Genomic DNA, 26314 nt, shown 5'->3' with positions numbered 1-26314 from the left:
CTGTCTCCTTTGGAATGGTCGTCGCCGATCAGTCGGCTGAAAGCGAGGGATCGGGTAGGTCACGCAAAGCGTGCTCGATGGCGTCCAGGCAACGCTGCTCGTCCTGGACCTGCTCGAACAGCAGCAGGGCCAGGCGCGCCAGAAACAGGGACTCGCGTCCGCGCCCGGCGGTTGCGATGGCATTGCTGCAGCGCGCATAGATGCGGTCCTGGACCGCGGCGTCGGCAATCATTGAATGGCTCCTTGCGCCCCGCAGGCGCGTTCGATGGCGGACAGCACCGTATCCAGCGATGGCGAGCGCCACCGGCCGCAGACATGGCCGTCGGGCCGCAAGAGGTAGGCCATGCCGGCCTGCGGCGACTCCGCGTGCGCCGCTGGCGCGGCACAGCGGCAAGGCAGAAACCGCCACTCGGGCGAAGCCGTCAGCGCTTCCAAGGCCTGTTGTTCCGGCCAGCCGCCGAACGCCAGCAAAGTGAAACTGCCGGGGGTCAGCAGATCGGTCAGGTGCCCACCGTCCTCCGTCCCGCCATCCGCCAGCGGCGCGCCTGGCGCCCAATCGCCGCCGTCCTCGTCATCCGTCGACAAGGGCGATCCCGCGTAGGCGATGGCTCGCGTCTGCCGCGGATTGACCAGGCGCGCAATGCCCGGATGCCGGCCCGCCAGCGACAGGCTGGCCTCGCGCATCAGATCGAAGCCGCGATGCGGCGGCGACATGAACTCGGTGCTGCGCATGGCGTTCTCGGCATTGATGTGGAACGCCTGCCGCCGCTCGCTGCAATAGCTGTCCAGCAACGTATCCGTGCCCTTGCCTTGCAGCACGGCCGCCAGCTTCCAGACCAGGTTGTCGGCGTCGTCGAAACCCGAATTCAAGCCGCGCACGCCGAAAATCGGCATGGCATGCGCGGCGTTGCCTGCGAACAGAATGCGGCCATGGCGATAGGCGTCCAACGTCATCGCGCCGGCGCGGTACACCGAAGTCCACACCGGCTTCCATGGCAGAAGTCCTTCGCCGATGGCGTCCAGATGCGTCTGCACGAATGCCCGCACCTGATCCGGCTGCAGGGCTTGCGCGGCATCCGCGCCGGCCGCCAGTTGATAGTCCACCCGCCAGATGTTGTCCGGCTGTCGATGCATCAGGATGGTGGTCCCGCGCGCCCAGGGCGGGTCGAACCACGCGCGTCGTTGCGCTGGGTACTCGCTGGCGAGCTCGATATCGACGATCGCATAGCGGCCTTGATAGCCCGTACCCTTCAGCTCCAACCCCAGGCTGGAGCGTATGAAACTCTGGCCGCCATCGCAGGCCAGCAGCCAGTCGGCGCGCGTCTCGTAGCTGCCCAGCGGATTCTCGATCCGCAAGCTCACGCCTTCAGCGTCGGCACGGCATTCGGCCACCTTGCTGGCCCAGCGGATATCCACCCGCCCCGGAAAGCGGCCGTTGATCTCGTCGATGGCGTCCAGCAGGAACTGCTCGATGTAGTACTGCTGCAAATTGATCATCGGCGGGTACTTGTCGCCCGGCGCCGACGGCATGTCGAACACCAGCACTTCCTCGGTGCCGTAATAGCTGCGGCCCCGGGTCCAGGCCAGGCCCTTCTCCATGAAGGCCGGCGCCACGCCCAGGCGGTCCAGGATTTCCAGGCTGCGGCGCGAGATACAGGCCGCCCGGCTGCCCTCGCAGACCGAGTCGTCGGCCTCGATCACGACGCTGTCCAGGCCCAGTCGGGCCAAGCCCAGCGCGGCCGCCAGCCCCACCGGACCGCCGCCCGCAATCAGCACGCGATGAGGCCGGGCCTCACCGCCTTCCGCGTTGAGCCGGGGCAGCGACGGCGGGAAGCGCCGGTACTCGAAGGGTCCGATTCTTTCTAAGGGCATGCGCAAGTCCTGTCATCAAAAGCCCGTATTGGCTTGCGTCATATTCTGCGGGGCCGGACTGGTTAATATGTCCTAATTAATCAGGACAGACTAACCCGCTATGAAGCTGCTGCCGCTGCCGCCGCGTCCCCTTCCGTCGGGCCAGGCGCTGAGCATCGCACTGATGAATGCAATCGGCGCCGAAAACTTCGCCGCCGGGGTGCTGGACGCGCTGGGCACGACCTTGCCCGCCAGCCATTGCACGGTGTTCGCACTGCGCAGCAGCGGGCGCGTGGAAGCCGTTTCGAGCGCCAGCGCCATCGGCGAGGTCGCGACGCTGACCGCCATCGAGTACCTGCGCCTGGGCTTCGACAAGCAGGACTCCAACATGGTCTGGCTATCCCGGCGCAAACCCGCCAAGGCGCGCCAACTCTGGATCGGGCATCAATTCGCCAAAGAGGTTGCCGATGCCCACTACCGCCGCGTGTGCTACGACGACCCTGGCATACGCGAACGCATGTCGCTGCTGGCCGTGTTTCCCGACGGCTACCGGGTCGCAGTCAGCCTGCACCGGAACTTTTCGTATCCGGACTACGGTTCCAAGGACTTCGAACGCATGTCGCAACACGCGTCCCTGATTGCCGCAGCGGTCATGCGCCATGTCCAGGTAACCCGGCGCGCGCCCGCGGACCAGCCGCTGCAGGTTCAGCTCATGACCAAGCTGTCCGGACGGGAGCGGCAGTTGATCACCCATGTGCTGGACGGGCTGACCACCAAGGAGGCCGCGCGCGAAATGGGCGTGTCGGAAACCACCGCACTGACGTACCGCTATCGGGCTTTCCAGCACCTGGGGGTGCGCAACCATCGGGAGCTCATGGTGCTGTTGGGAGCGAGCGTGCCAAGACGAGGCCGGCCGACTCGCTGAATCGAGTCGACAAGAGCGTCGTCATCATGAACAAGCTAGTCGTGCTCTACTCCAGGAGCCCGAACCTTCCGCCTCGACCTCCCCGCCTTGCTGGAAGCAACCATGGCGTCGCGAGCCTCAATCAGACACTCGATGAAGCATTCGGCCGCCGGCGTAGGTGGCGACTCCTTCCGAGCAAGAATCGAGATGCGGGCGGAGGGAAGCTCATGCGTCAATTGCATCATGCGCATGTGCGATGGCAGCAGCTCGTGTTCAAACAGCGGGCGCACAAAAATGCCCAGCGCATCGCTTTTTGCCATGATGGCCAGCGCGACGGCTACCGAGTGGCAAGAGATGATGTCGCGCGGCAAGGGTAAACCGTGAGTGGCGAAAGCCATTTTCACCAGGTTCGCGGGAGCTCCCGTGTTTCCCGGCACCAACCAGGGTGCGTCGTGTAATTCAGTCAAGCTACGGGCCCGGCGCAGTGGATGGCCTAGGCGCGCGCCTATCGCAAGCGGCAGGGTGAACAGAGGCCGATGCGCGAAGCCATCGTTGATCTCCCCGTCGTATTCCGTTTGCACAAGAAAATCATAGCGGCCTGAATCCAACTGCTCGTGGCTGTAGGGTGGTCCCACTTCGTTGAACGCAACGGCCACCCGCGGCATGCGCGCGCGGAAAGCCACAAGCGCGTCCGGCACGACGACCAGCGCCGCGGAACTTACGGCCAGGCTCAGAGTGCCTCCCTCGCCGTCGCGCATCTGGCCAATTTCATCGCGGGCCCGGCGGGTCTCCTGCAGGATGACGATCGCCCGCTTGTACAAGGCTTCGCCATAAGTGGTCAGCTCCACGCCTTTGACACTGCGGCGTACCAGATCTACTCCCACGCTCTGCTCAAGTTCGCGCAAGCTGCGTGTCGCAGCAGGTTGGGTCACCGCGAGCGCACGCGCAGCCGCTCGGATGCTGCCATGCTCGGCAATCAGCGCGAAGGCGCGCAATTGGCGTAGGTTCATGCATTCGGCTCCGGTAGGTCCCGCGGGGTATATAAAAAAAAAGAAAGAACGGAACAAAATTTCTGTCTTTTTTTATTCTATGGCATCCGTATAGTGCCTGCGAAGGGAAGCCCAAGGTCTGGATCCACGGACCGGCAACCCACTAAACAGACCAGGGGAAACCAATGTCTATCGCAATCGCAACGGTCGCACCCGGCGCGCTGCATACGCCGTCCATGCGCCGGCGGGTCATTGCCGGCACCACCATTGGCAACGCACTAGAGTTCTTTGATTTCACCGTTTTCACTTTTCTTATCCTCGTAATCGGCCCTCTGTTTTTTCCGGCCGCCTCAAGCTATGGCCAACTGCTGCTGACCACCGCAACTTTCGGCGTAGGCTTTCTGATGCGCCCCGTCGGCGGCATGCTGATCGGCTCCTACGCCGACCGCCACGGCCGGAAGGCAGCCATGACGCTGACGCTGTCGATGATGGGCCTGGGCTGTGGCCTGATCGTCGTGGCTCCCACCTATGCACAAATGGGCATGGTCGGGCCAATCATGATGGTGATGGCTCGCCTGATCCAAGGCTTCGCCGCCGGCGGCGAAGTCGGGGCCTCGACCACCCTGTTGGTCGAACACGCTCCGCGCGGCAAACGCGGCTTCTATTCCAGCTGGCAGTATGGCAGCCAGGCCCTAGGCGTAATGGTCGGGGCGTTGGTCGTGACGCTGCTGACCCACGCACTGAGCGCGGAACAGATGCAGGCCTGGGGCTGGCGCCTGCCATTCGTGATCGGCATCCTCACCGTACCCGTGGGCGCGTACATTCGCCGCAATCTCGACGAAACGCTGGAGCCGTCGCCCCCGGCATCGGGTCAACCGGCCCTCGTGGCCACGCCATCAACGGCCGGCCGCCAGCCCCTGCGCAACATATTCAGCAATTACAAACTGACCATGCTCAAAGGCGTGCTGTTGGTCACAGGCGGGATGGTCTGCATTCAGGTCATCAACTTCTATATCCCCACGTATGCCCGCCGCGAACTGGGCCTCTCAGCTACCTCCGCGCTGTGGGCAAGCGTGGTCTTCAGCGGCATCAGCTTCGTCGCCGCGCCGTTCGTCGGCATGCTGGCCGACCATTACGGACGCAAGCGCGTGATCTTCTGGTCACGCCTCGTGATGCTCATCATGCTGCTGCCTTCTTTCCACTGGCTGATCGTTGCGCCCAGTGGTGAACGACTGATCGTTCTGCTTGCTGTGCTCTCGCTGCTGGTAGCCCTTCAGACCTCACCGGCGTTCACCATGGTGCCCGAGTTGTTCCCCAAACAGGTACGCACCACTGGCCTGTCCGTCGTGTTTGGACTCGGGATTTCGATACTTGGCGGGTTCTCCCAGTTTTTCGTGACTTGGCTGCTCCACGTGACCGGCGACTCCATGGCCCCGGCATGGTTCCTGATGGTGACCATGACGCTTTCTACGGTGGTGCTGTTCTGGATCAAGGACCGCACCCATGACGACATCGACGCCTCGTAAATCTGAGCCAGAGCAATTCAATCGCCCTTCACTGGAGCACAAGAAATGGCAACTGCATCCGCACAATCCACGCGCACCGTGCTGGAATGTGGCTTCAAGATCATCCCCGGCAAAGAGGACAAGTTCGCCGTATTCAACGACGCTCTGTACCCTGTCGCAATAAGCCAGGACGGGTTTGAAGCGGTGTATGGCGGAGATATCCACAACTCGGCCTGGCGTTATGTGGGGGTCCGCTACGCCAGCGCCGAACAAATGAATGCGTGGCATCACCACCCGCGGCACAAGGCCGCCCAAAAGGCGGCATACGACCGCTGGTGGACGGCGGTCTACATGCGCAAATGGCGCGAGGCCGCGCCAGGCGAATCCCTGACCGGGAAAGTCATGAATGAAACTCGTCTTGCCATGTCAGCCCCTCTGCATGACACGCAGCTTCATGCCTTGAAAAAAAACCTATCCACTCTGGAAGATCTTGGCGCGTCCCCGTTCGAAACCCTGACGGGAGAATATGAAGCCCAACCCTACCAGCTGATCGGCCCCAACGAGGCCGCCCCGGAGATCGGTGGGGTCTTCTATCTGCTTATCACCCATTGGCCCTCGCCTGCGGCTGCCGACGCCTGGAAAGGTTCGTCGGCATACAAGGCGCTCCAGGAACTCGGCGCACTTACCTCGGACACATTCATGGCTCTGCCTGAGGCCTTTTCTCGCGACCGCCTGCGCGAAGACAAGCTGCAACGTGAATGGCAGCTTGAGGCTCATGGCTAGACGATGACGGCGCGCTACAAATAAACACTACGAGGCACGAGCAATGCAAGTCAGAGTCCAATCAACCCGACGGACTGCGGATGACATCGTCGCAGTCGAACTCGTCTCGCTTACGGACGATGCCTTGCCAGCTTTCGAAGCCGGTGCGCACATCGACATCCAACTGCCGGGCAGCATCACTCGTCAATACTCAATCTGCAACGCTCCTCAGGACCGTTCACGCTACGTGCTGGGAGTACTGAAGGCCAGGGAATCCCGGGGAGGATCCTTGGCAGTCCACGCATTGCAGCAGGGCGACATCATCGAGATCGGCAAGCCACGAAATCAATTTTCGCTTGCACCCAAGGCCCGGCACTCCATCCTGATCGCGGGCGGAATCGGCATCACGCCGATACTCTCGATGGCGCAGGCCCTATCCGCTGAAGACGCTTCATTCGAACTGCACTATTGCGTCCGCGCCCGTGGCCAGATTGCATTCTCGGAGCAACTTGCCTCGGCTGCCTTGGCAGCCAAGGTTTTCATCCACGTGGACAGCGATCAGCCCGCAAACACGCTTGATCTGGATGGGTTGTTGGATCGCGCGGCGCCTGACATTCATCTCTATGTATGCGGGCCAGTTGGTTTCATCGAGATGGTCATCGAGCACGCGAAACGTCGAGCCTGGGCTGCTGAATGCCTGCACCGCGAGTTCTTTTCCCCGGTCGCAAGCTCTGCTGACGACTCCTCGCCGTTCGAGCTCGTTATTGCCGGCTCGGGCCTGCGCATCCCGGTTGCATCCCATGAGACCGCCTTAACCGCGCTGCGGTCGGCCGGAATCGATATTCCAACAGCATGTGAACAGGGCATCTGCGGCACTTGCCTGACACACGTTATCGAAGGAGAGCCGGATCATCGCGACGAGTTCCTCACCGAGGAAGAAAAGGCACGCAACGACCAGTTTCTCCCATGTTGCTCACGCGCACGGACGAGCCGTCTGGTCATAGATCTTTGATGACGCCTCGCCGAACAGATACGGTCAGCCATGCCATTTCATAACGCCGGCAAGACAACGCCACCAGGATTCGAGATTCAGATGTGTTCGTACCCTGAATATCCTGGCCCATTCGCCCTATAAATAAAAGTATTCATTGGAACGCAAATTCTGTCTTTTTCTTATTTCTGCGCGTCCGTATAGTGCCCTCGAAGAAGGTACCCAAGGCCGGGAATCAGCGGCCAACAACCTTCTCAACAGACACTAGGGGAAAACATGTCTATCGCAATCGCAGCGGCTGCGCCCAATGCGCTCCATACGCCGTCCATGCGCCGGCGGGTCATCGCCGGCACCACTATCGGTAATGCACTCGAGTTCTTCGACTTCACCGTCTTCACCTTCCTGATGCTGGTGCTGGGCCCACTTTTCTTTCCAGCCGCCTCCGGTTACGGTCAATTGCTATTGACCACCGCCACTTTCGGCGTGGGCTTCTTGATGCGTCCTGTCGGCGGCATGCTGATCGGCTCCTACGCCGACCGCCACGGTCGTCGCGCGGCCATGACGCTGACTCTGTGGATGATGGGCCTGGGCTGTGCCTTGATCGCCGTGGCCCCCACGTATGCCCAAATGGGCATGGCCGGCCCGGTCATGATGGTGCTGGCGCGCCTGATCCAGGGTTTCGCCGCAGGCGGCGAGGTCGGCGCCTCGACCACCCTGCTGGTCGAACACGCGCCACGCGGCAAGCGCGCCTTCTATTCCAGCTGGCAATTCGGCAGCCAGTCGCTGGGCGTAATGCTAGGCGCGCTGGTCGTGACGGCGCTGACCATGGGACTGACCAATGAACAGATGCAGGCCTGGGGCTGGCGCGTGCCATTCGTAATCGGCATCCTGACCGTGCCCGTGGGCGCCTACATTCGCCGCAACCTCGAAGAAACCCTGACCAGCTCGTCCCCGGACATCGGCAAGCCGCAACTCGCGACTGCGCATCGCGCCGCCGATCACCAGCCTTTGCGCCGCATCTTCGCCGACTACAAGATCACCATACTCAAGGGCATCTTGCTGCTGATCGGCGGCATGGTCAGCACGCAGATCCTCAGCTTCTACATGCCAGCGTACGCCAACCGCGAACTGGGCTTGCCGGCGACGTCCACGCTGTCGGCCAGCGTCGTGTTCGGCGCGGTCGGCTTTCTGATCGCCCCCTTTGTCGGCATGCTTGCCGACCGCTACGGCCGCAAGCGCGTGATCTTCTGGTCGCGCCTGGCGACCCTGATCGTCCTGCTGCCCTGCTTCCAGTGGCTGATGGCCGCGCCCAGCACCGAACGGCTGATGCTGCTCGTCGCCCTGTTCGCGCTACTGGTGGCGCTGCAGTCGGCGCCGGCATTCACGATGCTTCCCGAACTGTTCCCCAAGGCCGTTCGCACGACCGGCATGTCGGTCGTGTATGGACTGGGCATCTCCGTGTTCGGCGGCTTCGCGCAATTCTTCGTGACCTGGCTGCTGCACGTGACCGGAAACTCAATGGCGCCGGCATGGTTCCTGATGGTGGCCATAGCGCTTTCAACGGTGGTGCTGTTCTGGATCGACGACCGCACCCATGACGACATCGACGGACAGGAGGCCTGATGCAGCTCGGCTCCAGCTATTTCTCACGCAGCTACGAAGAGGCTCGCCACCGTTTCGTGCTGGCGGCCAAACCGCTGGCCACGCACTTTCAATCCTACGTCATCGAACCAGTCGGACGCGCAGGCGAAGCGCTGGCCACCGATGTCGCGTTGATCGGCCCGTCGGACGCGGAACGGCTGTTGATCATGACCTCCGCCACGCATGGCGTGGAGGGCTTTTGCGGCTCAGGCTGCCAACTGGCTCTGCTGGACGATGCCGCCATGCTGGAACGTGCCCGCAGAGCTGGCGTGGCCTTGCTGCTCGTGCACGCAATCAACCCGTACGGATTCTCCTGGCTGTCGCGCACGAATGAAGACAATGTCGACCTGAACCGCAACGACCAGACCTTCGACGGACGCCCTCTGCCGCAAAATCCCGGATATGCGGAGATTCATGATCTGCTGCTGCCCAAGGAATGGCCGCCCACGACGTCAAACATCACAGGAATCGATGCCTACATCGCCGAGCATGGCCAGCCGGCCTTTGCCCAGGTCGTGACCCACGGGCAGTACACACACGCCGACGGCCTGTTCTACGGTGGCAACCACACAACGGCGTCGCTACTGAATCTTCGCCATATGCTGCGGCAGCACGGCAGTCGCAGCAAGCATATCGGCTGGATCGATGTGCATACCGGATTGGGGCCTCGCGGTCATGGCGAAAAAATCTACGCCGGCCGTCGCGACGCAGCCGCAGTCGCCCGGGCCCGCCAATGGTGGGGCAGCGACATTGCGGTCCCCTACGAAGGCAGTTCCGCGTCGGTGGACATTACCGGCCAGTTGGCAGGCCTGATCTACCAGACTTGTCCCGACGCCTTGCACACGCCGATGGCGCTGGAATTCGGCACCGTGCCCCTTGATGCCATGATCGAAGCGCTGCGCGGCCGCAACTGGCTGCTTGCTCATCCAGAGGCCGACGACGCCAAGCGCGACGCAATCCTGCGCGCCACGCTGGATGCGTTCTACAACAACGCCGCCGATTGGCACGGCATGGTCCTAGGCCAGAGCCGCGTGGCGGTTCTACAGGCCCTGTCCGGTTTACAGGAGGCCTGATGCGAACCAGCGCGAGCTACTTTTCCCGCAGCTATGCCCAGGCGCGCGAGCGCTTTTCGCAAGCGGCCAGGCCGCTCGCCGACTCGTTCCACTCCTACGGCATAGACCAGACCGGCAGCGAAGGCGAAGCACTGAGCACAGATGTCGCCTACATCGGCGACCCCGACGCCGATCGGATCCTCATCATGACCTCCGCCGTGCTGGGAGTGGAAGGGTTCTGTGGCTCCGGATGCCAGCTCGCGCTGCTCGACGATACCGTCATGCTGGCCCGCGCACGAGAGGCCGGCGTGGCCTTGCTGCTGGTGCACGCGGTCAATCCATACGGTTATTCCTGGATCGCCCGCACCGACGAATGCAACATAGACCTTAACCGCAACGGATTGCCCTTCGATGGGCGGCCGCTGCCAGCAAACCCCGAGTACGCAAGGCTGCACGACCTGCTGCTGCCCGAGGAATGGCCGCCAACGCAATCCAACCAGCAACTGATCGCCCAGTACATCGCCGAACACGGACAGTCCGCTTTTTCGCAGGCCGTCTCGCGCGGCCAGTATTCGCATGCCAACGGCCTGTTCTATGGAGGCGACCGCCCGGCGGCATCGCTGCAGAATCTGCGCCGCATCCTGCACGAGCATGCCCGCAAGCGCACCCATATCGGCTGGATCGACGTACATACAGGGTGGGGACCGCGCGGCCATGGAGAGAAGCTCTACGCCGGCCGCCATGACGACGCCGAAGTCGCGCGCGCGCGCCAGTGGTGGGGAAGCGACATCACCGTTCCCTACCAAGGCAACTCGGTGTCGGTCGACATCTCCGGCCAGCTTGCCGATCTGATTTATCAGGCTTGCCCGTTATCGCTTCCGACCTCGATGGCCATCGTTTTCGGGGCCGTCCGTTTCGACGCCATGGTGCATGCGCTATGTGGCAGGAACTGGCTGCACGCGCATCCGGAAGCGCCCGACGATTTGCGGCGAACCATCCTGCAAACCACGCTGGACGCGTTCTATTGCAACGAGGCGAACTGGCACGGCATGGTGCTGGGGCAAACCCGGGTTGCGGTGCTACAGGCCCTACGCGGCTTGCAGGCAGCTTGACGCATTGAGTCAAAGCGATTGCGCGACGGCGTATGCCGTTCTCGGTTTGAATGGAATTGGCTTCATCTCAGAATACGGAAAGGTGCTTAACATGGAGCGGTCGGGCTTTTCAGAAGAACAGATCAGGCATGCACTGAAGCAGGCGACGCTTGGCACGCCGATGTCTGACATCTGCAAGCGCATGGGTGTAAGCGAAGCGACCTTCCACGCGTGGAAGGTCCACTACGACGGTCTCGCATCCTATGAGATGAAATTGCTGAACAGGCTCGAAAACGAGTGCAACCGGCTTGAACGCTTGATCGCCATCCTGGCGCTCAACAAAGTGATACTGCAGGACACGCTTGGGGCAAAGGAGTGAGCCCCACGCATTGCGGCAAGTCTGCGGCGACGCCTCCAGCCCGCTGAAATCTCTTCGTCTGCACTGTTCTTTTGAAATCTCTGAACCGCTACACAGTGGCATATGTCATCGGCGTTCTCATCCCGGTGAGCGCGCTGATAGGCATTCAACTTACGCATAGCTGGCGCGCCCACGCGGCGGCGCGTGATGCGATGTCAAGCCTGCACGTCGTCCAGGGCACGCTGGAGGCGATGGCTGCGGTCCTGATGGAACGCGGATCGATGAATGCCGCGCTGATCGACGGTTTGCCCGTATCCGAAACCAGACAGCACGAACTGCTGCTTGCGCGCAGTGCCAGCGACAGCAGGATCGCCGAGCTGCTGGAACTGCACCAGACCAGCAGTTGCGACAGTTGCAGGGACGTTCGAGGCACCATCCAACACATTGCGCGGACCCTGGTCCAACAGCGCGCCGCCGCGGATCGGCTCATCGCCAGACAGCGCGCGCTGATCAGCGCGCAAGAACTGAACGACGTGGTGGTGATCATGGCCGGACTAATCCCGGCGCTCGAGGAAACCGCGCTCGACAACTCAGCCGTCGTGATCCGGCATGAAGTGGAAAATCCCGGCCTCATGACCATTGCCATGCTTGCGGCAGGACTGCGCGAGCAAGCCGGTCTGCTGGGATCCTCCTTCATGCCTGCACAAGTACAGCACCGCCCTCTCAGCGACGTGGAAACGCAACGCATCGAACAACAACTGGGTCGCGTTTCCCAATTACGTGCGCTGCTTGAAGTACAGCTCTCCACCCATGCGGACCTCGAGACGCGCGCATATCCTCGAGTTCAGTATGAGTACTTTGGCGCAGGCCTGGAGTACATCGCGGCGTTGCGTCATACGCCGCCGTCAACCGCCGACTCGTCGAATCTGAAGGGAGGCATGCAGGAGCGCTATGTTCCGCTGATGCAATCCATCGTCGACTTCCGCGATGAAGTATTGAGCTTGTTGGGAAAACTCCTGGAACACCAACGCGTCAACGCGGTGACGGAGCTGGTCACGACCACCGCGGTGGCCGTCGTACTGCTGCTGGCCGCCACCTGGGGGTTCACCAAGTTCCGCTGGCGTCTGATACGGCCATTCGTCGTAGCCACCGAAATCATCAACTCCATCAATGACAACGCGCCCGCGCCGATCTCCGGCGCCGGCTATCGCAAGGAAGTTCTCGGCCTGTTCGACGCCATCCAGAGATTGAAGGAAGACGCCATCGCCAAGTCCCAGACGGAGCATGAACGCGAGCGGCTCATCGCCGATCTGGCGACGTTGGCGGAGACGGACTTCCTCACGGGACTGCTCAACCGGCGTGCATTTCACGCCCGCGCCGCAGCGTTGTGCGCGAGCCTGAACCAGCCGGAACAGATGCTGACTTTAATCGTCTTTGATATCGATCATTTCAAGCGGATCAATGATTCCTACGGCCACGCCGGCGGCGACAATGTTCTGGTGGCGGTGGCGCAGGCATGCCATCAGACATGGCGGCGCACCGACATCGTGGCGCGCATCGGCGGTGAAGAATTCGCTGTGCTGTGCACGGTACCCAGCATGGCGCAAGCGAGCGCAATGGCGCAGAGCATGCGCCGCCGCATCGAACGCCTGGCGGTGCCGTCCGACGGCAAGACCATAGCGTCGATCACCAGCAGTTTTGGAGTGGTCTGCGCGCGGACCGATGAAATCATCGATGTCGACGCACTGCTGAAGCACGCCGATGAGTTGCTCTATCGCGCCAAGGCCTCTGGCCGCAACTGCGTCATTACACAGTCTGACGACGCGGCGTAATCGATCGATAGACAGCTTGCGCTTGCGCGTTGCAGCGCTTGCACGGTGATCTGCGGTCATCCGCAAAATAGGAAAAGTGCTTGGCGGAACAAAATTTCTGTCTTTTGTCGTGCGCAGCGCGTCCGTATAGTCCGGACAGCGTGAACCGAATACAGAAATTCCATTCTTGAAAGCGAAATTGAAATGAAGCCATCAAAGCTGAAAATGCGTACTCGCCTTGCCATGGGTTTTGCGATGATCATGGTGGCGCTGCTGGTGTCCGGCATTCTCGGTGCGTTTGGCATCCGCGCGCTGGAGCAGGATGTCTACCAGATCACCGCTATCAACAACGAACAACGGCGCCTGGCGATCGATATGCGCTACCAGGTCCAGGAGCAGGCCATCGCAATCCGCAACATCCTGATCCTCACGGATCCGTCAGTGCTGAAGGCCGAAGTGTCGCGGGCGAATGAAGCGGATAAGCTCTACAACGAATCTCGAGACAGGCTCGGCGGCATGTTCTCGAGCCGTTCTGGCACCACCAACGAGGAAAGGCGCCTGTTCGCCGCCGCAGGCGTTGCGCAACAAGACATGCGTTCGCAGTTCATGCGCGTCATGGAAGAAGGATTGAATGGCGACCGCCAGAACGCGCAACATCTGCTGGAAGACGAACTGCGGCCCAAGCAGCGCGTGCTCCAGGAAACGCTATCGACATTGGCTGCGCTCGAAACGAAGATCAACGATGCACGCGCGGAAGATACCCGATCTCTCGCGAGCCAGTTGCAATGGGCCGTCGGGGCGACCGTCTTGACCGCGCTGATGCTTGGGGTATTTGCGGCCTATCTCACAGCGCGCAGCATCCTGCGCCAGTTGGGCGGCGATCCCGGCGATGCGCAACTTCTGGCAGTGAACATCGCCGATGGCGACCTGACCAGCCGACTGCAGCTCGATTCCCGCTACGACCATAGCTTGATGCATGGCCTGGAATCCATGCGCTCGCGTCTCTCCAGAATCGTCGATGCAATCAAATCATCGGCTGCATCGATCTCGACGGCTGCAGGCCAGATTGCCCAAGGCAATGCCGATCTGTCACATCGTACCGAGGAGCAGGCCGCGTCACTGGAAGAGACCGCGGCCAGCATCGAACAGCTGACGTCCACCGTACGGCTGAATCAAGACAACGCGGCGAGCGGCGACGAAGTGGCCAGCGAAGGAGCCAAGGCCGCGGAGAAAGCGGGTGGCGTCGTATCCGAGATGCTCGCGGCCATGACGGAAATTTCCGCTAACTCGGAAAAGGTCGCACAGATTGTGTCGCTGATCGAGAGCATTGCATTTCAGACGAATATTCTTGCATTGAACGCCGCGGTGGAAGCCGCCAGGGCCGGAGATCAAGGCCGGGGCTTCGCCGTGGTGGCCGGCGAGGTCCGGGCGCTGGCGCAACGCAGCGCCACATCCGCAAGGGAAATCAAAGACCTGATCGAGACCTCCACTTCCGTGGTCCAGGCCGGACGGGATCTCGCCGCCCGAGCGGGCCGGGACATGGAAGAAGTCGTGACCTCCGTGATGCGCATGAAGACAATAACGGGAGAGATCGCCACCGCGTCTCGCGAACAAGCCATCGGTATCGAACAGGTCAACGTCGCCATCGCGCAACTGGACTCCGTAACGCAGCAAAACGCTGCGCTGGTCGAGGAATCTGCCGCAGCGGCGCATTCCATGGCGGAACAGGCGCGCGATCTGCTGCAGGCAGTCGAAGTGTTCAAGACGGCATCGTCCCTGTCCCCGCGGCATGTGCCGATGGCAGAGCCGACGCTCATCGCGTTTGCAGGCTCTACGTAAAGAGAGCAACACAAATGGACCAACCGCGACGCGCGCCGGTCCAACAGCGGCTTCAATCCGGCCACAAGCCGAGTCCATGGCCGGGTCATGAACCACGATGACCGAGAAGCAAAAAAAACGCCGCTAGAAATAGCGGCGTTTTTCTTTAGTACAGCAATGCTTGGACAGCCATTGCTTGGTACAGGAATTGGGTGGTGGGTTGTGCGAGACTCGAACTCGCGACCAACGGATTAAAAGTCCGCTGCTCTACCGACTGAGCTAACAACCCGACCGAAGCCAGAAATTATGGCCGATTTGGCGCCGTTTGTCAAAATTCGATGCAAGGCCCCAGACCAAAACGCTGTCCCTGCAACAAAAACGGCCGCTCGCGGCGACCGTTCCTGAGGCTGACGGTGCTGGGCTTACCAGGCGGCCACCACCGCACCCTTGTACTTGGTCTCGATGAACTGCTTCACGGCCGGGCTGTGGTAGATCGCGATCAGTTTGGCGAACTCGGGGCGATCCTTGTCCTTTTCACGCACGACCAGCACGTTAGCGTAAGGCGAGTCGGGTGATTCCTGGGCGATGGCGTCCTTGGCGGGGTTCAGGCCCGCTTCCAGCGCGAAGTTGGTGTTCACGGCCGACGCGTCGGTGTCGTCCAGCGAGCGCGGCAGTTGGGCGGCGTCCAATTCAATGAAACGCAGCTTCTTGGGATTTTCGACCACGTCGATCGGGGTCGCCTTCAGGCCGACGTCGGGACGCAGCTTGATCAGGCCGTTGGCCTGCAGCAGCAACAGGGCGCGGCCGCCGTTGGTCGGGTCGTTCGGCAGCGCGATGCGAGCGCCTTCCTTCAGCTCGGACAACGACTTGATCTTCTTGCTGTAGATGCCGATGGGAAAAATCACCGTCTTGGCGATGCTGACCAGCTTGTAGCCGCGGTCTGCGTTGGCATTGTCCAGGTAGGGCTGGTGCTGGTAGCTGTTGGCGTCCAGGTCGCCCGCGGACAGCGCGACATTGGGCTGCACGTAGTCGGTGAATTCGATGACCTGGATGTTCAGGCCCTGCTTGGCCGCTTCCTGCTTCACCACATCAAAGATCTGGGCGTGCGGGCCCGCGGTCACGCCGATCTTCAGGGGCTTGTCCTGGGCCAGCGCGGGCTGGGCGAATACGGCGGCGCCGAGCGCGAACGCGGCCAGCGACTTCAAAACCTTGATGCTCATGTTGCAGTATCCCGAATGTCGGAAGTGAGGAGAAATAAGTGCGGCGCCGGCAGGATCAGCGATGCGAGATGCGGCGCACGTAGCGGTCGCCCAGGCTTTGGATTACCTGGACCAGGACGATCAGCACGATGACGACTGCGGCCATCACGTCGGATTGGAAGCGCTGGTAGCCATAGCGGATGGCCAGGTCGCCCAGGCCGCCTCCGCCGATGGCGCCGGCCATGGCCGAGTAGCCGATCAGGCTGACGACAGTGACGACGGTCGCGGCGATGAGACCGGGCAAGGATTCGGGCAGCAGCACCTTCATGATGATCTGCATGGGCGACGCGCCCATGGCGCGCGCCGCGGTGATCAGGCCCGGGTCGACTTCGCGCATGGCGTTTTCGGCGATGCGGGCCATGAACGGAATCGCGGCCACCGACAAGGGCACGATGGCTGCCGTGGTGCCGATGGAGGTCTGGGCCACCAGGCGCGTGAACGGAATGATCGCGACCATCAAAATGACGAACGGCACCGAACGCGTGGCGTTGATCACCGCACCCAGCACGTGGTTGACGGATTGATTCTCGAGCATGTTGCCGCGGGCCGTCACCGTCAGGATCACGCCCAGCGGAATGCCGACCACCACCGCGATGGCGCTGGCCACGCCCACCATCAGCAGGGTGTCAAGCAGCGACGTAATAAGCAGGTCGATCAGTTGCGGACTCATGAGCTATTTCTTCAACGGTAATGTCACGGGCGGCCAGCGCGGCAATCGCGTCCTTGACCGATGCGGGCGCGCCTTGGGCCAGCACGAACATCGTGCCCACGGCCACGCCCTGGATGTCTTCCACGCGCGCCTGGATCAGGCCCACATCCAGCGAATACTGCTTGTACAGGTCGGACAGGAAGGAACCCGACGCGTCGGTGCCGGTCAGCGACAGGCGCAGCAGCCGCACGGCCTGGCCCGGCTTGGCGGCGGCAAGCGCCTGGATGCGCTCCTTGACTGCCGCCAGCGTGGCGTCGGTCAGGTCGGACGCGGTGGCGGCCGACACCATGGCGCGGGTCACTTCGTGGCGCGGCTGCGCGAACACTTCGCGCGTGCTGCCTATTTCAACCACTTCGCCCTGCGACAGCACGGCGACGCGATCGCAGACCTCGCGCACGACTTCCATCTGGTGCGTGATCATGACCACGGTCACGCCGGTCTTGCGGTTGATGTCGCGCAGCAAGGCCAGGATGTTGTGGGTGGTTTCCGGATCCAGCGCGGACGTGGCTTCGTCGCTGAGCAGCACGTCCGGGTTGTTGGCCAAAGCGCGGGCAATACCGACACGCTGCTTCTGGCCGCCGCTGATCTGGCTGGGATAGCGGTCGCGCAGATGTTCCAGGCCCACCAGTGCCAGCAGGCGCTCGACGCGGGCCGGAATCTCGGCCTTGGCCACGCCGGCGATTTCCAGCGGCAGCGCAACATTGCCGTACACGGTGCGGCGCGACAGCAGGTTGAACCCCTGGAACACCATGCCGATGCGACGGCGCTGCTCGCGCAGTTGCGCTTCGTTCAGGCCGGTCAGGGACTGACCGCCGATGGCGATCGAGCCTTCATTGGGCCGCTCCAGCAGGTTGATGCACTGGACCAGCGTGCTTTTGCCGGCCCCGCTGGGGCCGATGATGCCGAAGACCTCGCCCTGCTGGATATGCAGGTTGATGCCGCGCAGCGCCTGGAATTGTCCGTGCGGCGTGGCGTAGGTCTTGGATAGGTTCTCGATCTGAATCATGGCAAGCGATTTTGTATCTTTTCTCTTCTACAGAGAACGACTGTTTCTTTCATTTTTAATAACTACAAGTAATATAAAAGCCCGAACCCGCGCCCGGTTGCGTCCCCAAGGAGCAATGCCATAACGCGGAAAGGGCAGTCAGGAAGGAAAGCCTTCCTGACTGCCCATTTTGTGCCGGACCGGCCGCAGCCGGTTTTTTCAGCGTGCGCGCGAGATGCGGACTTCCGCGCCGCGGCGCTTGACTTCCAGCCCCTCGGACGGAGAGATGCGCAAGCCTTCCAGCCCCTTGATGTAGCTGGAGCCCTGCATCTGCATCACGCGGATCTTGTTGCGCATGACGACCGGGTTATGCACCGGCATGCCGAACATCCAGACCTCGTCCAGGATACGAGCCGAGTTGAACTCGCCCGTATGCTGCGCGGCCGGTCCAAGACAGAGCATGTGCCCTTCGCGGCCGAAAACCGGGAACTGGCCCAGTTCGCAATCGATGGTCCAGGTGGTGCCACCTTCGTAGCGGTGCCCGGTGTTCAGGTCCCACCAGGCTTCGCCCTTGGGCAGGTACACGCGCACCTGCTTGCCGGATTCCGTCACGGGCGCCACCAGCAGGGCCGGACCCAGCAGGTATTGCAGGTCCCAGTCGTGCGCGTGCGGATCGTTCGGGAACGACATGGCCATCGAGCGCTGCACCGGCAGGCCGGTGCGCGCCGAGTCCTCGATGGCGCCAAGCACGTAAGGCACCAGGCGGTAGCGCCACTGCATCCAGGTCTTGGCATGCGCCAGGGTTTCTTCGCCGAAGTCCCAGGGCATCAGGCCTTCCACGCCCTGGAAGGCGAAGTTCGACGAGAACACGCCGGCGGTCAGCCAACGCAGGTACAGCTCGGGCGTCATGCCGGCACGGTCGCGCGCGGCCGAGCCGATGCCATGCACCTGGACGGGCAAGCCGCTGGCGCCGATCGACAAGGCGGTGCGCAACGTATGTCGCAGCCCTTCCCAGGTGTTTTCAGCCTGCGGCCCCACCTGCCACGGCAGGCGCTGGGCGGCGGGGAACAGGTCGGAGCTGGGCACCACGCCTTCGGGCGGCACCTTCAGGCCAGCGACCGCATCGAACAGCGCACGGCGCACCAGCAGCGGATACATGCTGCGCAGCGCGGGGCCGGTTTCGCCGTTGCGGGCGGTGACGCCGTCGGGGATGGCGATCTGGGCGTCGCACGCAGGCGCGTCCAGGCCGTCTTCGACCAGTTGGCGATGGCGCTCCACCCACAGGTTGTAGATGTCGCGGTAGGTCAGGTCCAGCAGGCCGTAGGGCTGTCCGGAGGTGGCGGCGTTGCCGTCGAACACCTGGGCCGAACCGTCGTCCTTGGCCAGCAGCCAGCCGCGGTCTTCAAGTTCCTCGAACAGCGGGCTGGTCTTCAGCACGCCCGGGAAGCCGGAAGCGGCGACATGCACATGGTGCTTGTGGAACAGCGCCAGCATCTGCTTGGCGTCCGGGAAACGCTGGGCGTTCCATTCGAAAACCGTCTTGTCCGACTGGAAGCCCCAGGCCGCCGGCTGCGCCAGCGTCACGGCATCCACCGGAATCTGGTTTTCGCGCATGCGGGCGACCAAGGCCACGGTGTCCGTGGGCATTTCGCCCGGGGCCTGCTGCAGCCATGCGCCCATTGCCCACAGCGAGGGCTGACCCGCGCGGCCGGTCAAGGCGGTGTACTGGTTAAGGATTTCGCCCGGTTCGCCAGCGAACAGGAACATGTCCAGCACGACATCGTCCACGGTCAGCACGTAGGCGGAATCCGCTGGTGCCACGCCCACCGAATGCTCGACGCGGCGCATGGTGTTGACATAGACGCCCCAGCCTCGTGGGCTCCATGCCAAAGGCAGGGCGCGGTGCTCGGGGTCGTCGGACACCACGGATTCTTCGCGGCGGTTCAGGTCGCCCGGGGTTTCGCCCAGGCCGTATACGCGCTCGTCGGACTGCAGCGTGAAGCCCGCCGTCCAGACGGCGTCGTCGGCCTGGTCCAGCGCGTTGTGCCCGAATGCGGGCGTATGCGCGGATACCTCGGACTCGAACACCCGTTCATCGTTGCGGTAGATCGCGACGCGCACGGGGTTGGACAGGATTTCCAGGGAGACGTCGCCCTGGGTGATCCGCCAGCCCTCCCCGTCGTCGCGCGGAGCGATAACGGCTTCGCCCACGGCCTCCTGGCGCGCGAGCAGCATTTCCGCCACGGCGCGCGCACGCGCGCCGGGCTTGTCATCGGTAAGGTGATTAGCCTCGCCGCAGCGCAGGCGAAAGACGCCCGGCGCATGCGCCTCGACTACCAGGTGCAACCCATCGCCCGCGTCGAAATCGATGCGACTGGGGCGGGACGTCAGCAGCTCGACGGTTTCGAGCTGGGTAGTATGGGCAAAGTCGAACTTGGGCGGCACAGAGCATCCCCCGGCTTAAGCCAAAAACCATCAAAAGACGCTATTTTGACGGATTTGGGCTTTGAAATAAACTCGGTCCCTCATTTGGACTGCGATCTCATCCATAAAAGGGGTCTAAAGCCTTCGGCCAGCGCCCCCCAAAAGGAGCGGCCGTCGAGCCGCCAAAATGCCAGGTTCGCGGCCAACTCAGGCCAATTTGGCGCCAAATCCCGGCAATTCCTGCCATTCTACGCCACCTGGGACATGCCCCCGACGCCGCTTCCGGCTTTTTTTCATCGTGGCGAAATAAGTTGCGCCAGGTCCGTTTCCAAGGGGGACGGCTCCCCCGCCAGACGCGCGGCGATCAGGTCGCCCATGAGCGCCGACCACGACAAGCCCCGCGACGCATAACCGACGGCCAGCCACAGGCCCGGAGCGTGAGGCAGTTCTCCTACCGCCGGCAAGCGCCCTGGCAGCACGGCCCGCCAACCGGCCCAGCCCGGCAGGCTGCCGGGTTCCAGGGATTCAAAGTCGGGGAAGCCGCCGCCCAGCAGGCCAGCCGCCTTGCCCAGGGTGACACGCTGGCCCTCGGCGCCGATCCGCGCTTCGGACGCGCCATGCACGTAGGTGCTGCCGGCCACGCAGCCCGAGCCCACATCGGGCAGCAGATAGCCCTCGCCTCCGACGATGCAGCGGGGACCGCCGCCCAGCGCCTGCGCGGGCACCAGCGTGACCTCGCCTGCCAGCGCGTGCATCTGGCCCACGCGCGGCAAGGGATCCAGCAGCCCACTATCGGCCAGGACGGCGCGCGCGCCGAACGCATTGGCCAGGATGACGGCATCGGCGCACGCCAGTTCGGCGCCGGCAACATCACGCACGCTCCAGCCCGCGCCGATGCGCTCGACCCTGGCAGCCGTGCCGGGCAAGAGGGTCACGCCGTCCGTCGCCAGCAGGGCTTCTATCAGCAGGTCAGGCCGCAACAGCATGCCCTGTCCGAAATACACGCCGCCGCGCGCCAGCGGCAGGCCGGCCAAGGCGCTGGCTTCGTCGCGGCTGACCTGGCGTACCCAGTGTTCGGGAAAAGCCAGGGTCTCCAAGGTGCCGGCCAAGGCCGCGGACCGGCCTTCGTCGCGCTCCAGCTGGACCGTGCCGCAAACCAGGGGCGCCGCGCCTGCCGGCAAACCCTGCCAGCGCGCCAGCGCCCGCAGGCTGCCGGCGCGCGACAGGCGCGCCCGCGCGTTGTCATCGCGCGCCACTACCGGCGTCAAGGCCGCGGCGACATGGCCTGCATGCGCCGCCGCGCCCTGCGCCCGGCCCGCGTCTATCACGGTCACGCGCCATCCGCGCGCGGCCAGCGCCTGGGCAATGCCCGAACCCGCCAGCCCCGCCCCCACCACCACGGCGTGGCGGGACCCCCCGTCCGGGCCGCTCTGCGCTGCGCTGCCAGCCGCAACGGCGGTCGCCGCCGTCATATGCCATTTGCCGCCGTAGCCTGGCGCGCGCCGCGCCTCGAAACCCACCGTCCGCAAGGCCTGGCGCAGTTCGCCGGTGCAGGCCCAGGTGGCCAGCGTGGCGCCCGGCGCCGCCAGCCTGGCCAGGTTGTGCAGCAAAGGTAGCTCCCACATGCGCGGATTGCGTTCGGGCGCGAAACCGTCCAGGAAGAATGCGTCCACACCGACGCTCAGGCGCGACGCCAGAACCTGCGCATCGCCCAAGCCCAGGGTCAGCGTGACTGCGCCGCCCTCGAACTCCAGGCGATGCAGTCCGGGCAACAAGACCGGCCATCCCGCCGCCAATTGCCGCCCCAGGCCGGCCAAGGGCTCGGGGGCATAACGCGCCAACAGAGCAGCAAGGTCTTCGCGTTCAAAGGGATGCGCTTCCAGCGACACCACGTGCAGCGCGGCGCTGCGCTGCGGATCGTCGCGCCATGCTTTCCAGAGGGCCAGGAAATTCAGCCCCAGGCCGAAGCCCGTTTCGCAGACGGTGAACGCGCGGCGCCCGCGCCAACGCTCAGGCAGGCCGTTGCCCCGCAGGAACACGTGTTCCGCCTGCCCCAGCGCGCCCGACGGCGAATGGTAGACGTCGCCATAAGCCGGACTATAGAGCCGGCCGTCAGCATCGAATTCAGCCTTGGCGGGGATGAGGGGAGCATAGGAAAAGGACATGGAAACGGCGGCGGCAGACGAAATGGAGAATGAAAATCAGCGCGAATAGTTGTATGCAGCCGCGTTGGGCGGACGCCACGCGGCACGGCAGTTTCGGGGCTCAGCCACAGGTTTGACGCATACATAGGCTTACACTGGTTTCATGGATACCTATGATCAGCCCCGTTCGCAGACCTCGCCCATCGACCTGTGCGCCGCGATCGACGCGGCAGTCACTGCGGCCCATGCAGGCGCGGCCATACTGCAATCCTACGCGCATCACCGCGCCGATCTCGTGATCGACCGCAAGGCGCGCAACGACCTCGTATCCCAAGCGGACCGCGAGGCGGAAACCGCCATTATCCAGGAGCTGCAAACCCGCACGCCCAAGTTCGGCATCGTCGCCGAAGAAACCGGCGGCAAGCCCAAGGGCAGCGCCACCTGGTATATCGACCCGCTCGACGGCACCACCAACTTCCTGCACGACATCCCGCACTACGCGGTGTCGATCGCGCTGATCGCGCACGCTGGCACCGCCATCTCGGCTTCCGAAACGCTGGCCGAGGACACGCCCGTGGTCGGCGTGGTCTACGACCCCAGCCGCGAAGAGCTCTTTACCGCAGTCTACGGACTGGGCGCCTGGCTCAACGGCCGGCGCATCAAGTGCTCGCGCACGCCGACCATCGAAGACGCGGTGCTGGCCACCGGCTTCCCGTTCCGCGATTTTTCATTCGCCGCGCAATACATGCCAATGCTGCATGACGCCATCAACCGCGCGCGCGGCGTGCGCCGCATGGGCGCGGCCGCGCTAGACCTGGCCTGGACCGCTTGCGGCCGCTACGACGGCTATTGGGAAATGGGCCTGGCGCCTTGGGACGTGGCCGCCGGCACGCTGATCCTGCGCGAAGCGGGCGGCGCGTGTTCCGACATGCACCGCCAGGATCCCTGGCCCATCGGCGGGCGCGTCGTGGCCGGCAACAAGGCCATCGAGCGCGCCTTGCACGAGATGATTGCGCCGCACCTCGACAAGAAGGACTGACGGCCCTAAGCCGCCTTGTCTGCGGGTACGCCCGCCACCGCGTCGGGACGCAGTTCCCGGCGCAGTATCTTGCCCACGTTGCTCTTGGGCAGCTCGTCGCGGAACTCCACGTAGCGCGGACGCTTGTAGCCGGTCAGCTTTTCCCGGCACCAATCCTGGATCTGCGCCTCGGTCAGCGTCGGATCCCGCCGTACCACGAACACCTTGACGGCCTCGCCCGAGTGCTCGTCCGGCACGCCGATTGCCGCGCATTCCAGCACACCCGGATGCTGGGCCACGGCCGCCTCGACCTCGTTCGGGTAGACCTTGAAGCCCGAGACCGCGATCATGTCCTTCTTGCGGTCGACGATGCGGGTGTAGCCCTGCTGGTCCATGATGCCGATATCGCCCGTACGGAAGTAACCGTCGGCGGTCATGGAGTGGCGGGTTTCTTCGGGCTTCTGCCAGTATCCCAGCATGACCTGCGGGCCGCGGATGGCGACTTCACCGCGTTCGCCCAGCGGCACTTCACGGCCTTCGTCATCGAGGATGGCCACGTCGGTGGATGGCAACGGCAGGCCGATGGAACCCGAATACGCGGTCGCATTGGTGGGATTCACGGTCGCCACCGGCGAGGTCTCCGACAGGCCATAGCCTTCGATCAGCGGCCTGCCGGTGATCTTCAGCCAGCGTTCGGCCACCTGCTGCTGGACCGCCATGCCGCCGCCCAAGGTCAGCCGCAAGCCGGAGAAATCCAGGCGCGCGAAGTCTTCGTTGTGCGCCAACGCGTTAAACAGCGTATTGACGCCGGGGAACACGTTGATCGGCACCTTGCGCCATGCATTGATGAGCGAAGGCTGGTCGCGCGGGTTGATGATGAGCACATTGCGCATGCCCGCATGCAGGCCATACAGCCCGCACACGGTCATTGCGAACACATGGTAGAGCGGCAGCGCGCTGATGATGGTGAGCTGCCGGTCCGCGAGGTCATGCACCACCGGCTGCGCCACCGCTTCCGTCTGCAGCACATTGGCCACCAGGTTGCGATGGGACAGCATCGCGCCCTTGGGCACGCCGGTGGTGCCGCCGGTGTATTGCAGCACGGCCACATCGTCCATCGACAGCGCCGGCGGCGCAAAGCGCTGGCGCGCGCCGTCGTGCAGCACGTCGGGCAGCATGCGGGCGCCGTCGATCTGCCACGCGGGCACGATCTTCTTGACGTAGCGCGCGGCCAGGTTGACCAGCGGCGCCTTCAGGCCGCCGAGCAGATCGCCGGGACCCGTCACGACGATGTGCTTGAGCTGCCCGCGGTCCGTGACGCGCTGCAAGGTATGCGCGAAATTCTCCAGGATGACGATGGCCGACGCGCCGCTGTCCAGCAATTGGCGCTGCAGCTCTTCGGCGGTATAGAGCGGATTCACGTTCACCACGACCAGGCCCGCGCGCAGCGTGCCCAGCATGCTGACCAGATAGGCAGGCACGTTGGGCATCATCAATGCCACGCGCTCGCCCTTGGACAGGCCCACGCTTTGCAGCCAGCTGGCGAAAGCCTGCGCGTGCGCATCGAGTTGCGCATAGGTGATGTTGCTGCCCATTGCGGTGCACGCAATGCGCGAGGCGTACTGCTTGCAGGCCCGGTCCAGCAAGTCAGTCAGGGAGGCATAACCGTCTGTCGATATCTCCGCCGGAACCCCCTGCGGATAATGGGCAAGCCACGGACGCGTCATGGTATTTGTCTCCATTAAATTGGTTTTTGATTGATGATACCCTTGTTGCGTTCCCTTTTTTCGCCCGAGAGCCCCATGAAACTGCTCGAACCCATCGTCGCGTGGCATCACGACATTTCCAAGATCCGACGCGACATCCACGCGCATCCCGAACTGGCGTTCGAGGAGTTCCGCACCGCCGACGTGGTGGCGGCGAAACTTGAAGAATGGGGCATCGAAATCGACCGCGGGCTTGGCGGCACCGGCGTGGTCGGCATCATCCGCGGCAATCTGCCGGGCGACCGCGCTGTGGGCCTGCGCGCCGACATGGACGCGCTGCCCATGCAGGAGGTCAATACCTTCGAGCATGCCAGCACCCACGCCGGCAAGATGCACGCCTGCGGTCACGACGGCCACACGGCCATGCTGCTGGCCGCCGCGCAATACCTGTCGCAGCACCGCGATTTCGCCGGCACGGTCTACGTGATCTTCCAGCCCGCGGAAGAAGGCGGCGGCGGCGCCAAGCGCATGATCGACGACGGCCTGTTCAAGCGCTTCCCCATGGAAGCGGTGTTCGGCATGCACAACTGGCCCGGCATGAAGGCCGGCCAGTTCGGCCTGACCGCCGGCCCCATCATGGCGTCCAGCAACGAGTTCTCCATCGTCGTGAAGGGCAAGGGCACGCACGCCGGCATGCCCAACCTGGGCATCGATCCCGTCATGGCGGCAGTGCAGCTGGCGCAATCGCTGCAGACCATCATCACGCGCAACCGCAATCCGCTTGACGCCGCGGTGCTGAGCATCACGCAGATCCATGCGGGCAGCGCCGACAACGTCGTGCCCAACCATGCTGAATTGCGCGGCACCGTGCGCACCTTCACGCTGGACGTGCTGGACCTGATCGAACGCCGTATGGAAGAGATCGCGCGCCACACCTGCGCGGCGATGGACTGCGAGGTGCAGTTCACCTTCCAGCGCAACTATCCGCCGACCATCAACCACGCTGAAGAAGCCGCGTTCTGCGCCGACGTGCTGCGCGACCTTGTGGGCGAGGCCAACGTCAACGATCACGTGCAGCCCACCATGGGCGCGGAAGACTTCGCCTTCATGCTGCAGGAATTGCCGGGCTGTTATGTGTGGATCGGCAACGGCACCGGCGAACACCGAGACAGCGGCCACGGCCTGGGCCCCTGCATGCTGCACAACGGCAGCTACGACTTCAACGACGAGCTGCTGCCGCTGGGCGGCACGTACTGGGTCCAGCTGGCGCTCAAACGCCTGGCCAAGGCCTGACCC

Annotated in this window: 21 protein-coding genes and 1 tRNA gene; 12 read left to right on the top strand and 10 right to left on the bottom strand. The window is 63.6% G+C overall.

Annotation, left to right across the window (positions count from 1 at the left end; genetic code table 11):
• Nucleotides 1-28 precede the first annotated feature (28 nt).
• Nucleotides 29-232, bottom strand: coding sequence for a hypothetical protein (locus tag N5C88_RS12560; RefSeq protein ID WP_280015404.1), 204 nt, complete (start codon nucleotides 230-232; stop codon nucleotides 29-31).
• Nucleotides 229-1872 carry an FAD-dependent monooxygenase gene (locus N5C88_RS12555; protein WP_280015403.1) on the bottom strand — a complete coding sequence of 548 codons (1644 nt, stop codon included), beginning with the start codon at nucleotides 1870-1872 and terminating at the stop codon, nucleotides 229-231. The genes N5C88_RS12560 and N5C88_RS12555 overlap by 4 nt, the downstream gene beginning before the upstream one ends.
• 100 nt (nucleotides 1873-1972) lie before the next feature.
• Between N5C88_RS12555 and N5C88_RS12550 the strand changes: the two genes are divergently transcribed.
• Nucleotides 1973-2776, top strand: coding sequence for a LuxR C-terminal-related transcriptional regulator (locus N5C88_RS12550; protein WP_059373695.1), 804 nt, complete (start codon nucleotides 1973-1975; stop codon nucleotides 2774-2776).
• Nucleotides 2777-2811: 35 nt separating this feature from the next.
• On the opposite strand, the gene N5C88_RS12545 is transcribed toward N5C88_RS12550, so the two are convergent.
• Nucleotides 2812-3765, bottom strand: a complete 954-nt coding sequence (locus tag N5C88_RS12545; RefSeq protein ID WP_280015402.1) for a LysR substrate-binding domain-containing protein — start codon at nucleotides 3763-3765, stop codon at nucleotides 2812-2814.
• Nucleotides 3766-3929: 164 nt separating this feature from the next.
• On the opposite strand from N5C88_RS12545, the gene N5C88_RS12540 reads away from it, so the two are divergent.
• From N5C88_RS12540 to N5C88_RS12500, 9 genes are all read left to right on the top strand, one after another.
• A complete protein-coding gene (locus N5C88_RS12540; RefSeq protein ID WP_280015401.1) occupies nucleotides 3930-5270 on the top strand; it encodes an MFS transporter in 1341 nt (446 codons plus the stop codon).
• Between the two features lie 45 nt (nucleotides 5271-5315).
• A complete protein-coding gene (locus tag N5C88_RS12535) occupies nucleotides 5316-6032 on the top strand; it encodes a hypothetical protein (RefSeq protein WP_280015400.1) in 717 nt (238 codons plus the stop codon).
• A 43-nt stretch (nucleotides 6033-6075) separates the two neighbouring features.
• The gene (locus N5C88_RS12530) at nucleotides 6076-7023 is read left to right on the top strand and encodes a PDR/VanB family oxidoreductase (protein WP_251877920.1); all 948 of its coding nucleotides are present in this window, start codon (nucleotides 6076-6078) and stop codon (nucleotides 7021-7023) included.
• 255 nt (nucleotides 7024-7278) lie between these two features.
• Complete coding sequence (locus N5C88_RS12525) at nucleotides 7279-8625, top strand: MFS transporter (RefSeq protein WP_059373700.1); 1347 nt, start codon at nucleotides 7279-7281, stop codon at nucleotides 8623-8625.
• Entirely contained in the window at nucleotides 8625-9716 is a 1092-nt protein-coding gene (locus N5C88_RS12520) for a M14 family metallopeptidase (RefSeq protein WP_280015399.1), read from the top strand. Before N5C88_RS12525 ends, N5C88_RS12520 begins: the two co-directional genes overlap by 1 nt.
• A complete protein-coding gene (locus tag N5C88_RS12515) occupies nucleotides 9716-10807 on the top strand; it encodes a M14 family metallopeptidase (RefSeq protein ID WP_251877926.1) in 1092 nt (363 codons plus the stop codon). The genes N5C88_RS12520 and N5C88_RS12515 overlap by 1 nt, the downstream gene beginning before the upstream one ends.
• A gap of 4 nt (nucleotides 10808-10811) precedes the next feature.
• Complete coding sequence (locus tag N5C88_RS12510) at nucleotides 10812-11165, top strand: transposase (RefSeq protein WP_251877927.1); 354 nt, start codon at nucleotides 10812-10814, stop codon at nucleotides 11163-11165.
• 71 nt (nucleotides 11166-11236) lie between these two features.
• Nucleotides 11237-12976, top strand: coding sequence for a GGDEF domain-containing protein (locus N5C88_RS12505; RefSeq protein ID WP_124260361.1), 1740 nt, complete (start codon nucleotides 11237-11239; stop codon nucleotides 12974-12976).
• 183 nt (nucleotides 12977-13159) lie between these two features.
• Nucleotides 13160-14794, top strand: coding sequence for a methyl-accepting chemotaxis protein (locus tag N5C88_RS12500; protein WP_118932609.1), 1635 nt, complete (start codon nucleotides 13160-13162; stop codon nucleotides 14792-14794).
• Nucleotides 14795-14986: 192 nt separating this feature from the next.
• Here N5C88_RS12500 and N5C88_RS12495 read toward each other — a convergent pair.
• The 6 genes from N5C88_RS12495 to mnmC all read right to left on the bottom strand — a co-directional run bounded on the left by N5C88_RS12495 (nucleotide 14987) and on the right by mnmC (nucleotide 22315).
• Nucleotides 14987-15062, bottom strand: a tRNA-Lys gene (locus N5C88_RS12495).
• A gap of 133 nt (nucleotides 15063-15195) precedes the next feature.
• Entirely contained in the window at nucleotides 15196-15993 is a 798-nt protein-coding gene (locus tag N5C88_RS12490; RefSeq protein WP_059373706.1) for a MetQ/NlpA family ABC transporter substrate-binding protein, read from the bottom strand.
• Between the two features lie 55 nt (nucleotides 15994-16048).
• Nucleotides 16049-16702 carry a methionine ABC transporter permease gene (locus N5C88_RS12485; RefSeq protein WP_013391556.1) on the bottom strand — a complete coding sequence of 218 codons (654 nt, stop codon included), beginning with the start codon at nucleotides 16700-16702 and terminating at the stop codon, nucleotides 16049-16051.
• Complete coding sequence (locus tag N5C88_RS12480) at nucleotides 16659-17747, bottom strand: methionine ABC transporter ATP-binding protein (RefSeq protein ID WP_059373707.1); 1089 nt, start codon at nucleotides 17745-17747, stop codon at nucleotides 16659-16661. Before N5C88_RS12480 ends, N5C88_RS12485 begins: the two co-directional genes overlap by 44 nt.
• Nucleotides 17748-17945: 198 nt before the next feature.
• Nucleotides 17946-20171, bottom strand: a complete 2226-nt coding sequence (locus tag N5C88_RS12475; protein WP_280015398.1) for a TIM-barrel domain-containing protein — start codon at nucleotides 20169-20171, stop codon at nucleotides 17946-17948.
• Nucleotides 20172-20443: 272 nt separating this feature from the next.
• Nucleotides 20444-22315: an FAD-dependent 5-carboxymethylaminomethyl-2-thiouridine(34) oxidoreductase MnmC gene (gene mnmC, locus N5C88_RS12470; protein WP_280015397.1), complete on the bottom strand. Its 1872-nt coding sequence runs from the start codon at nucleotides 22313-22315 to the stop codon at nucleotides 20444-20446.
• A gap of 142 nt (nucleotides 22316-22457) precedes the next feature.
• Here mnmC and N5C88_RS12465 point away from each other — a divergent pair, with 142 nt between their 5' ends.
• Nucleotides 22458-23333: an inositol monophosphatase family protein gene (locus tag N5C88_RS12465; RefSeq protein ID WP_280015396.1), complete on the top strand. Its 876-nt coding sequence runs from the start codon at nucleotides 22458-22460 to the stop codon at nucleotides 23331-23333.
• A gap of 5 nt (nucleotides 23334-23338) precedes the next feature.
• On the opposite strand, the gene N5C88_RS12460 is transcribed toward N5C88_RS12465, so the two are convergent.
• Nucleotides 23339-25039 (bottom strand): AMP-binding protein, encoded by a 1701-nt coding sequence (locus N5C88_RS12460; protein ID WP_059373711.1) that lies wholly within the window; start codon nucleotides 25037-25039, stop codon nucleotides 23339-23341.
• 75 nt (nucleotides 25040-25114) lie between these two features.
• On the opposite strand from N5C88_RS12460, the gene N5C88_RS12455 reads away from it, so the two are divergent.
• Nucleotides 25115-26311, top strand: a complete 1197-nt coding sequence (locus N5C88_RS12455; protein WP_059373712.1) for a M20 aminoacylase family protein — start codon at nucleotides 25115-25117, stop codon at nucleotides 26309-26311.
• The last annotated feature ends 3 nt before the right edge of the window (nucleotides 26312-26314 follow it).

It is taken from the genome of Achromobacter sp. GD03932, from assembly GCF_029839485.1.
Lineage (GTDB): Bacteria > Pseudomonadota > Gammaproteobacteria > Burkholderiales > Burkholderiaceae_B > Achromobacter > Achromobacter bronchisepticus_A.
This window is presented reverse-complemented; position numbering and strand designations above follow the sequence as displayed.

Bases quoted from the DNA above. Each gene is read 5' to 3' on its own strand.
- N5C88_RS12555 (WP_280015403.1), bottom strand. From the start codon at position 1,872: ATGCCCTTAGAAAGAATCGGACCCTTCGAGTACCGGCGCTTCCCGCCG.
- N5C88_RS12520 (WP_280015399.1), top strand. From the start codon at position 8,625: ATGCAGCTCGGCTCCAGCTATTTCTCACGCAGCTACGAAGAGGCTCGC.
- N5C88_RS12540 (WP_280015401.1), top strand. From the start codon at position 3,930: ATGTCTATCGCAATCGCAACGGTCGCACCCGGCGCGCTGCATACGCCG.
- N5C88_RS12530 (WP_251877920.1), top strand. From the start codon at position 6,076: ATGCAAGTCAGAGTCCAATCAACCCGACGGACTGCGGATGACATCGTC.
- N5C88_RS12500 (WP_118932609.1), top strand. From the start codon at position 13,160: ATGAAGCCATCAAAGCTGAAAATGCGTACTCGCCTTGCCATGGGTTTT.
- N5C88_RS12515 (WP_251877926.1), top strand. From the start codon at position 9,716: ATGCGAACCAGCGCGAGCTACTTTTCCCGCAGCTATGCCCAGGCGCGC.
- N5C88_RS12455 (WP_059373712.1), top strand. From the start codon at position 25,115: ATGAAACTGCTCGAACCCATCGTCGCGTGGCATCACGACATTTCCAAG.
- N5C88_RS12465 (WP_280015396.1), top strand. From the start codon at position 22,458: ATGGATACCTATGATCAGCCCCGTTCGCAGACCTCGCCCATCGACCTG.
- N5C88_RS12490 (WP_059373706.1), bottom strand. From the start codon at position 15,993: ATGAGCATCAAGGTTTTGAAGTCGCTGGCCGCGTTCGCGCTCGGCGCC.
- N5C88_RS12560 (WP_280015404.1), bottom strand. From the start codon at position 232: ATGATTGCCGACGCCGCGGTCCAGGACCGCATCTATGCGCGCTGCAGC.
- N5C88_RS12550 (WP_059373695.1), top strand. From the start codon at position 1,973: ATGAAGCTGCTGCCGCTGCCGCCGCGTCCCCTTCCGTCGGGCCAGGCG.
- mnmC (WP_280015397.1), bottom strand. From the start codon at position 22,315: ATGTCCTTTTCCTATGCTCCCCTCATCCCCGCCAAGGCTGAATTCGAT.
- N5C88_RS12485 (WP_013391556.1), bottom strand. From the start codon at position 16,702: ATGAGTCCGCAACTGATCGACCTGCTTATTACGTCGCTGCTTGACACC.
- N5C88_RS12525 (WP_059373700.1), top strand. From the start codon at position 7,279: ATGTCTATCGCAATCGCAGCGGCTGCGCCCAATGCGCTCCATACGCCG.
- N5C88_RS12545 (WP_280015402.1), bottom strand. From the start codon at position 3,765: ATGAACCTACGCCAATTGCGCGCCTTCGCGCTGATTGCCGAGCATGGC.
- N5C88_RS12535 (WP_280015400.1), top strand. From the start codon at position 5,316: ATGGCAACTGCATCCGCACAATCCACGCGCACCGTGCTGGAATGTGGC.
- N5C88_RS12480 (WP_059373707.1), bottom strand. From the start codon at position 17,747: ATGATTCAGATCGAGAACCTATCCAAGACCTACGCCACGCCGCACGGA.
- N5C88_RS12460 (WP_059373711.1), bottom strand. From the start codon at position 25,039: ATGACGCGTCCGTGGCTTGCCCATTATCCGCAGGGGGTTCCGGCGGAG.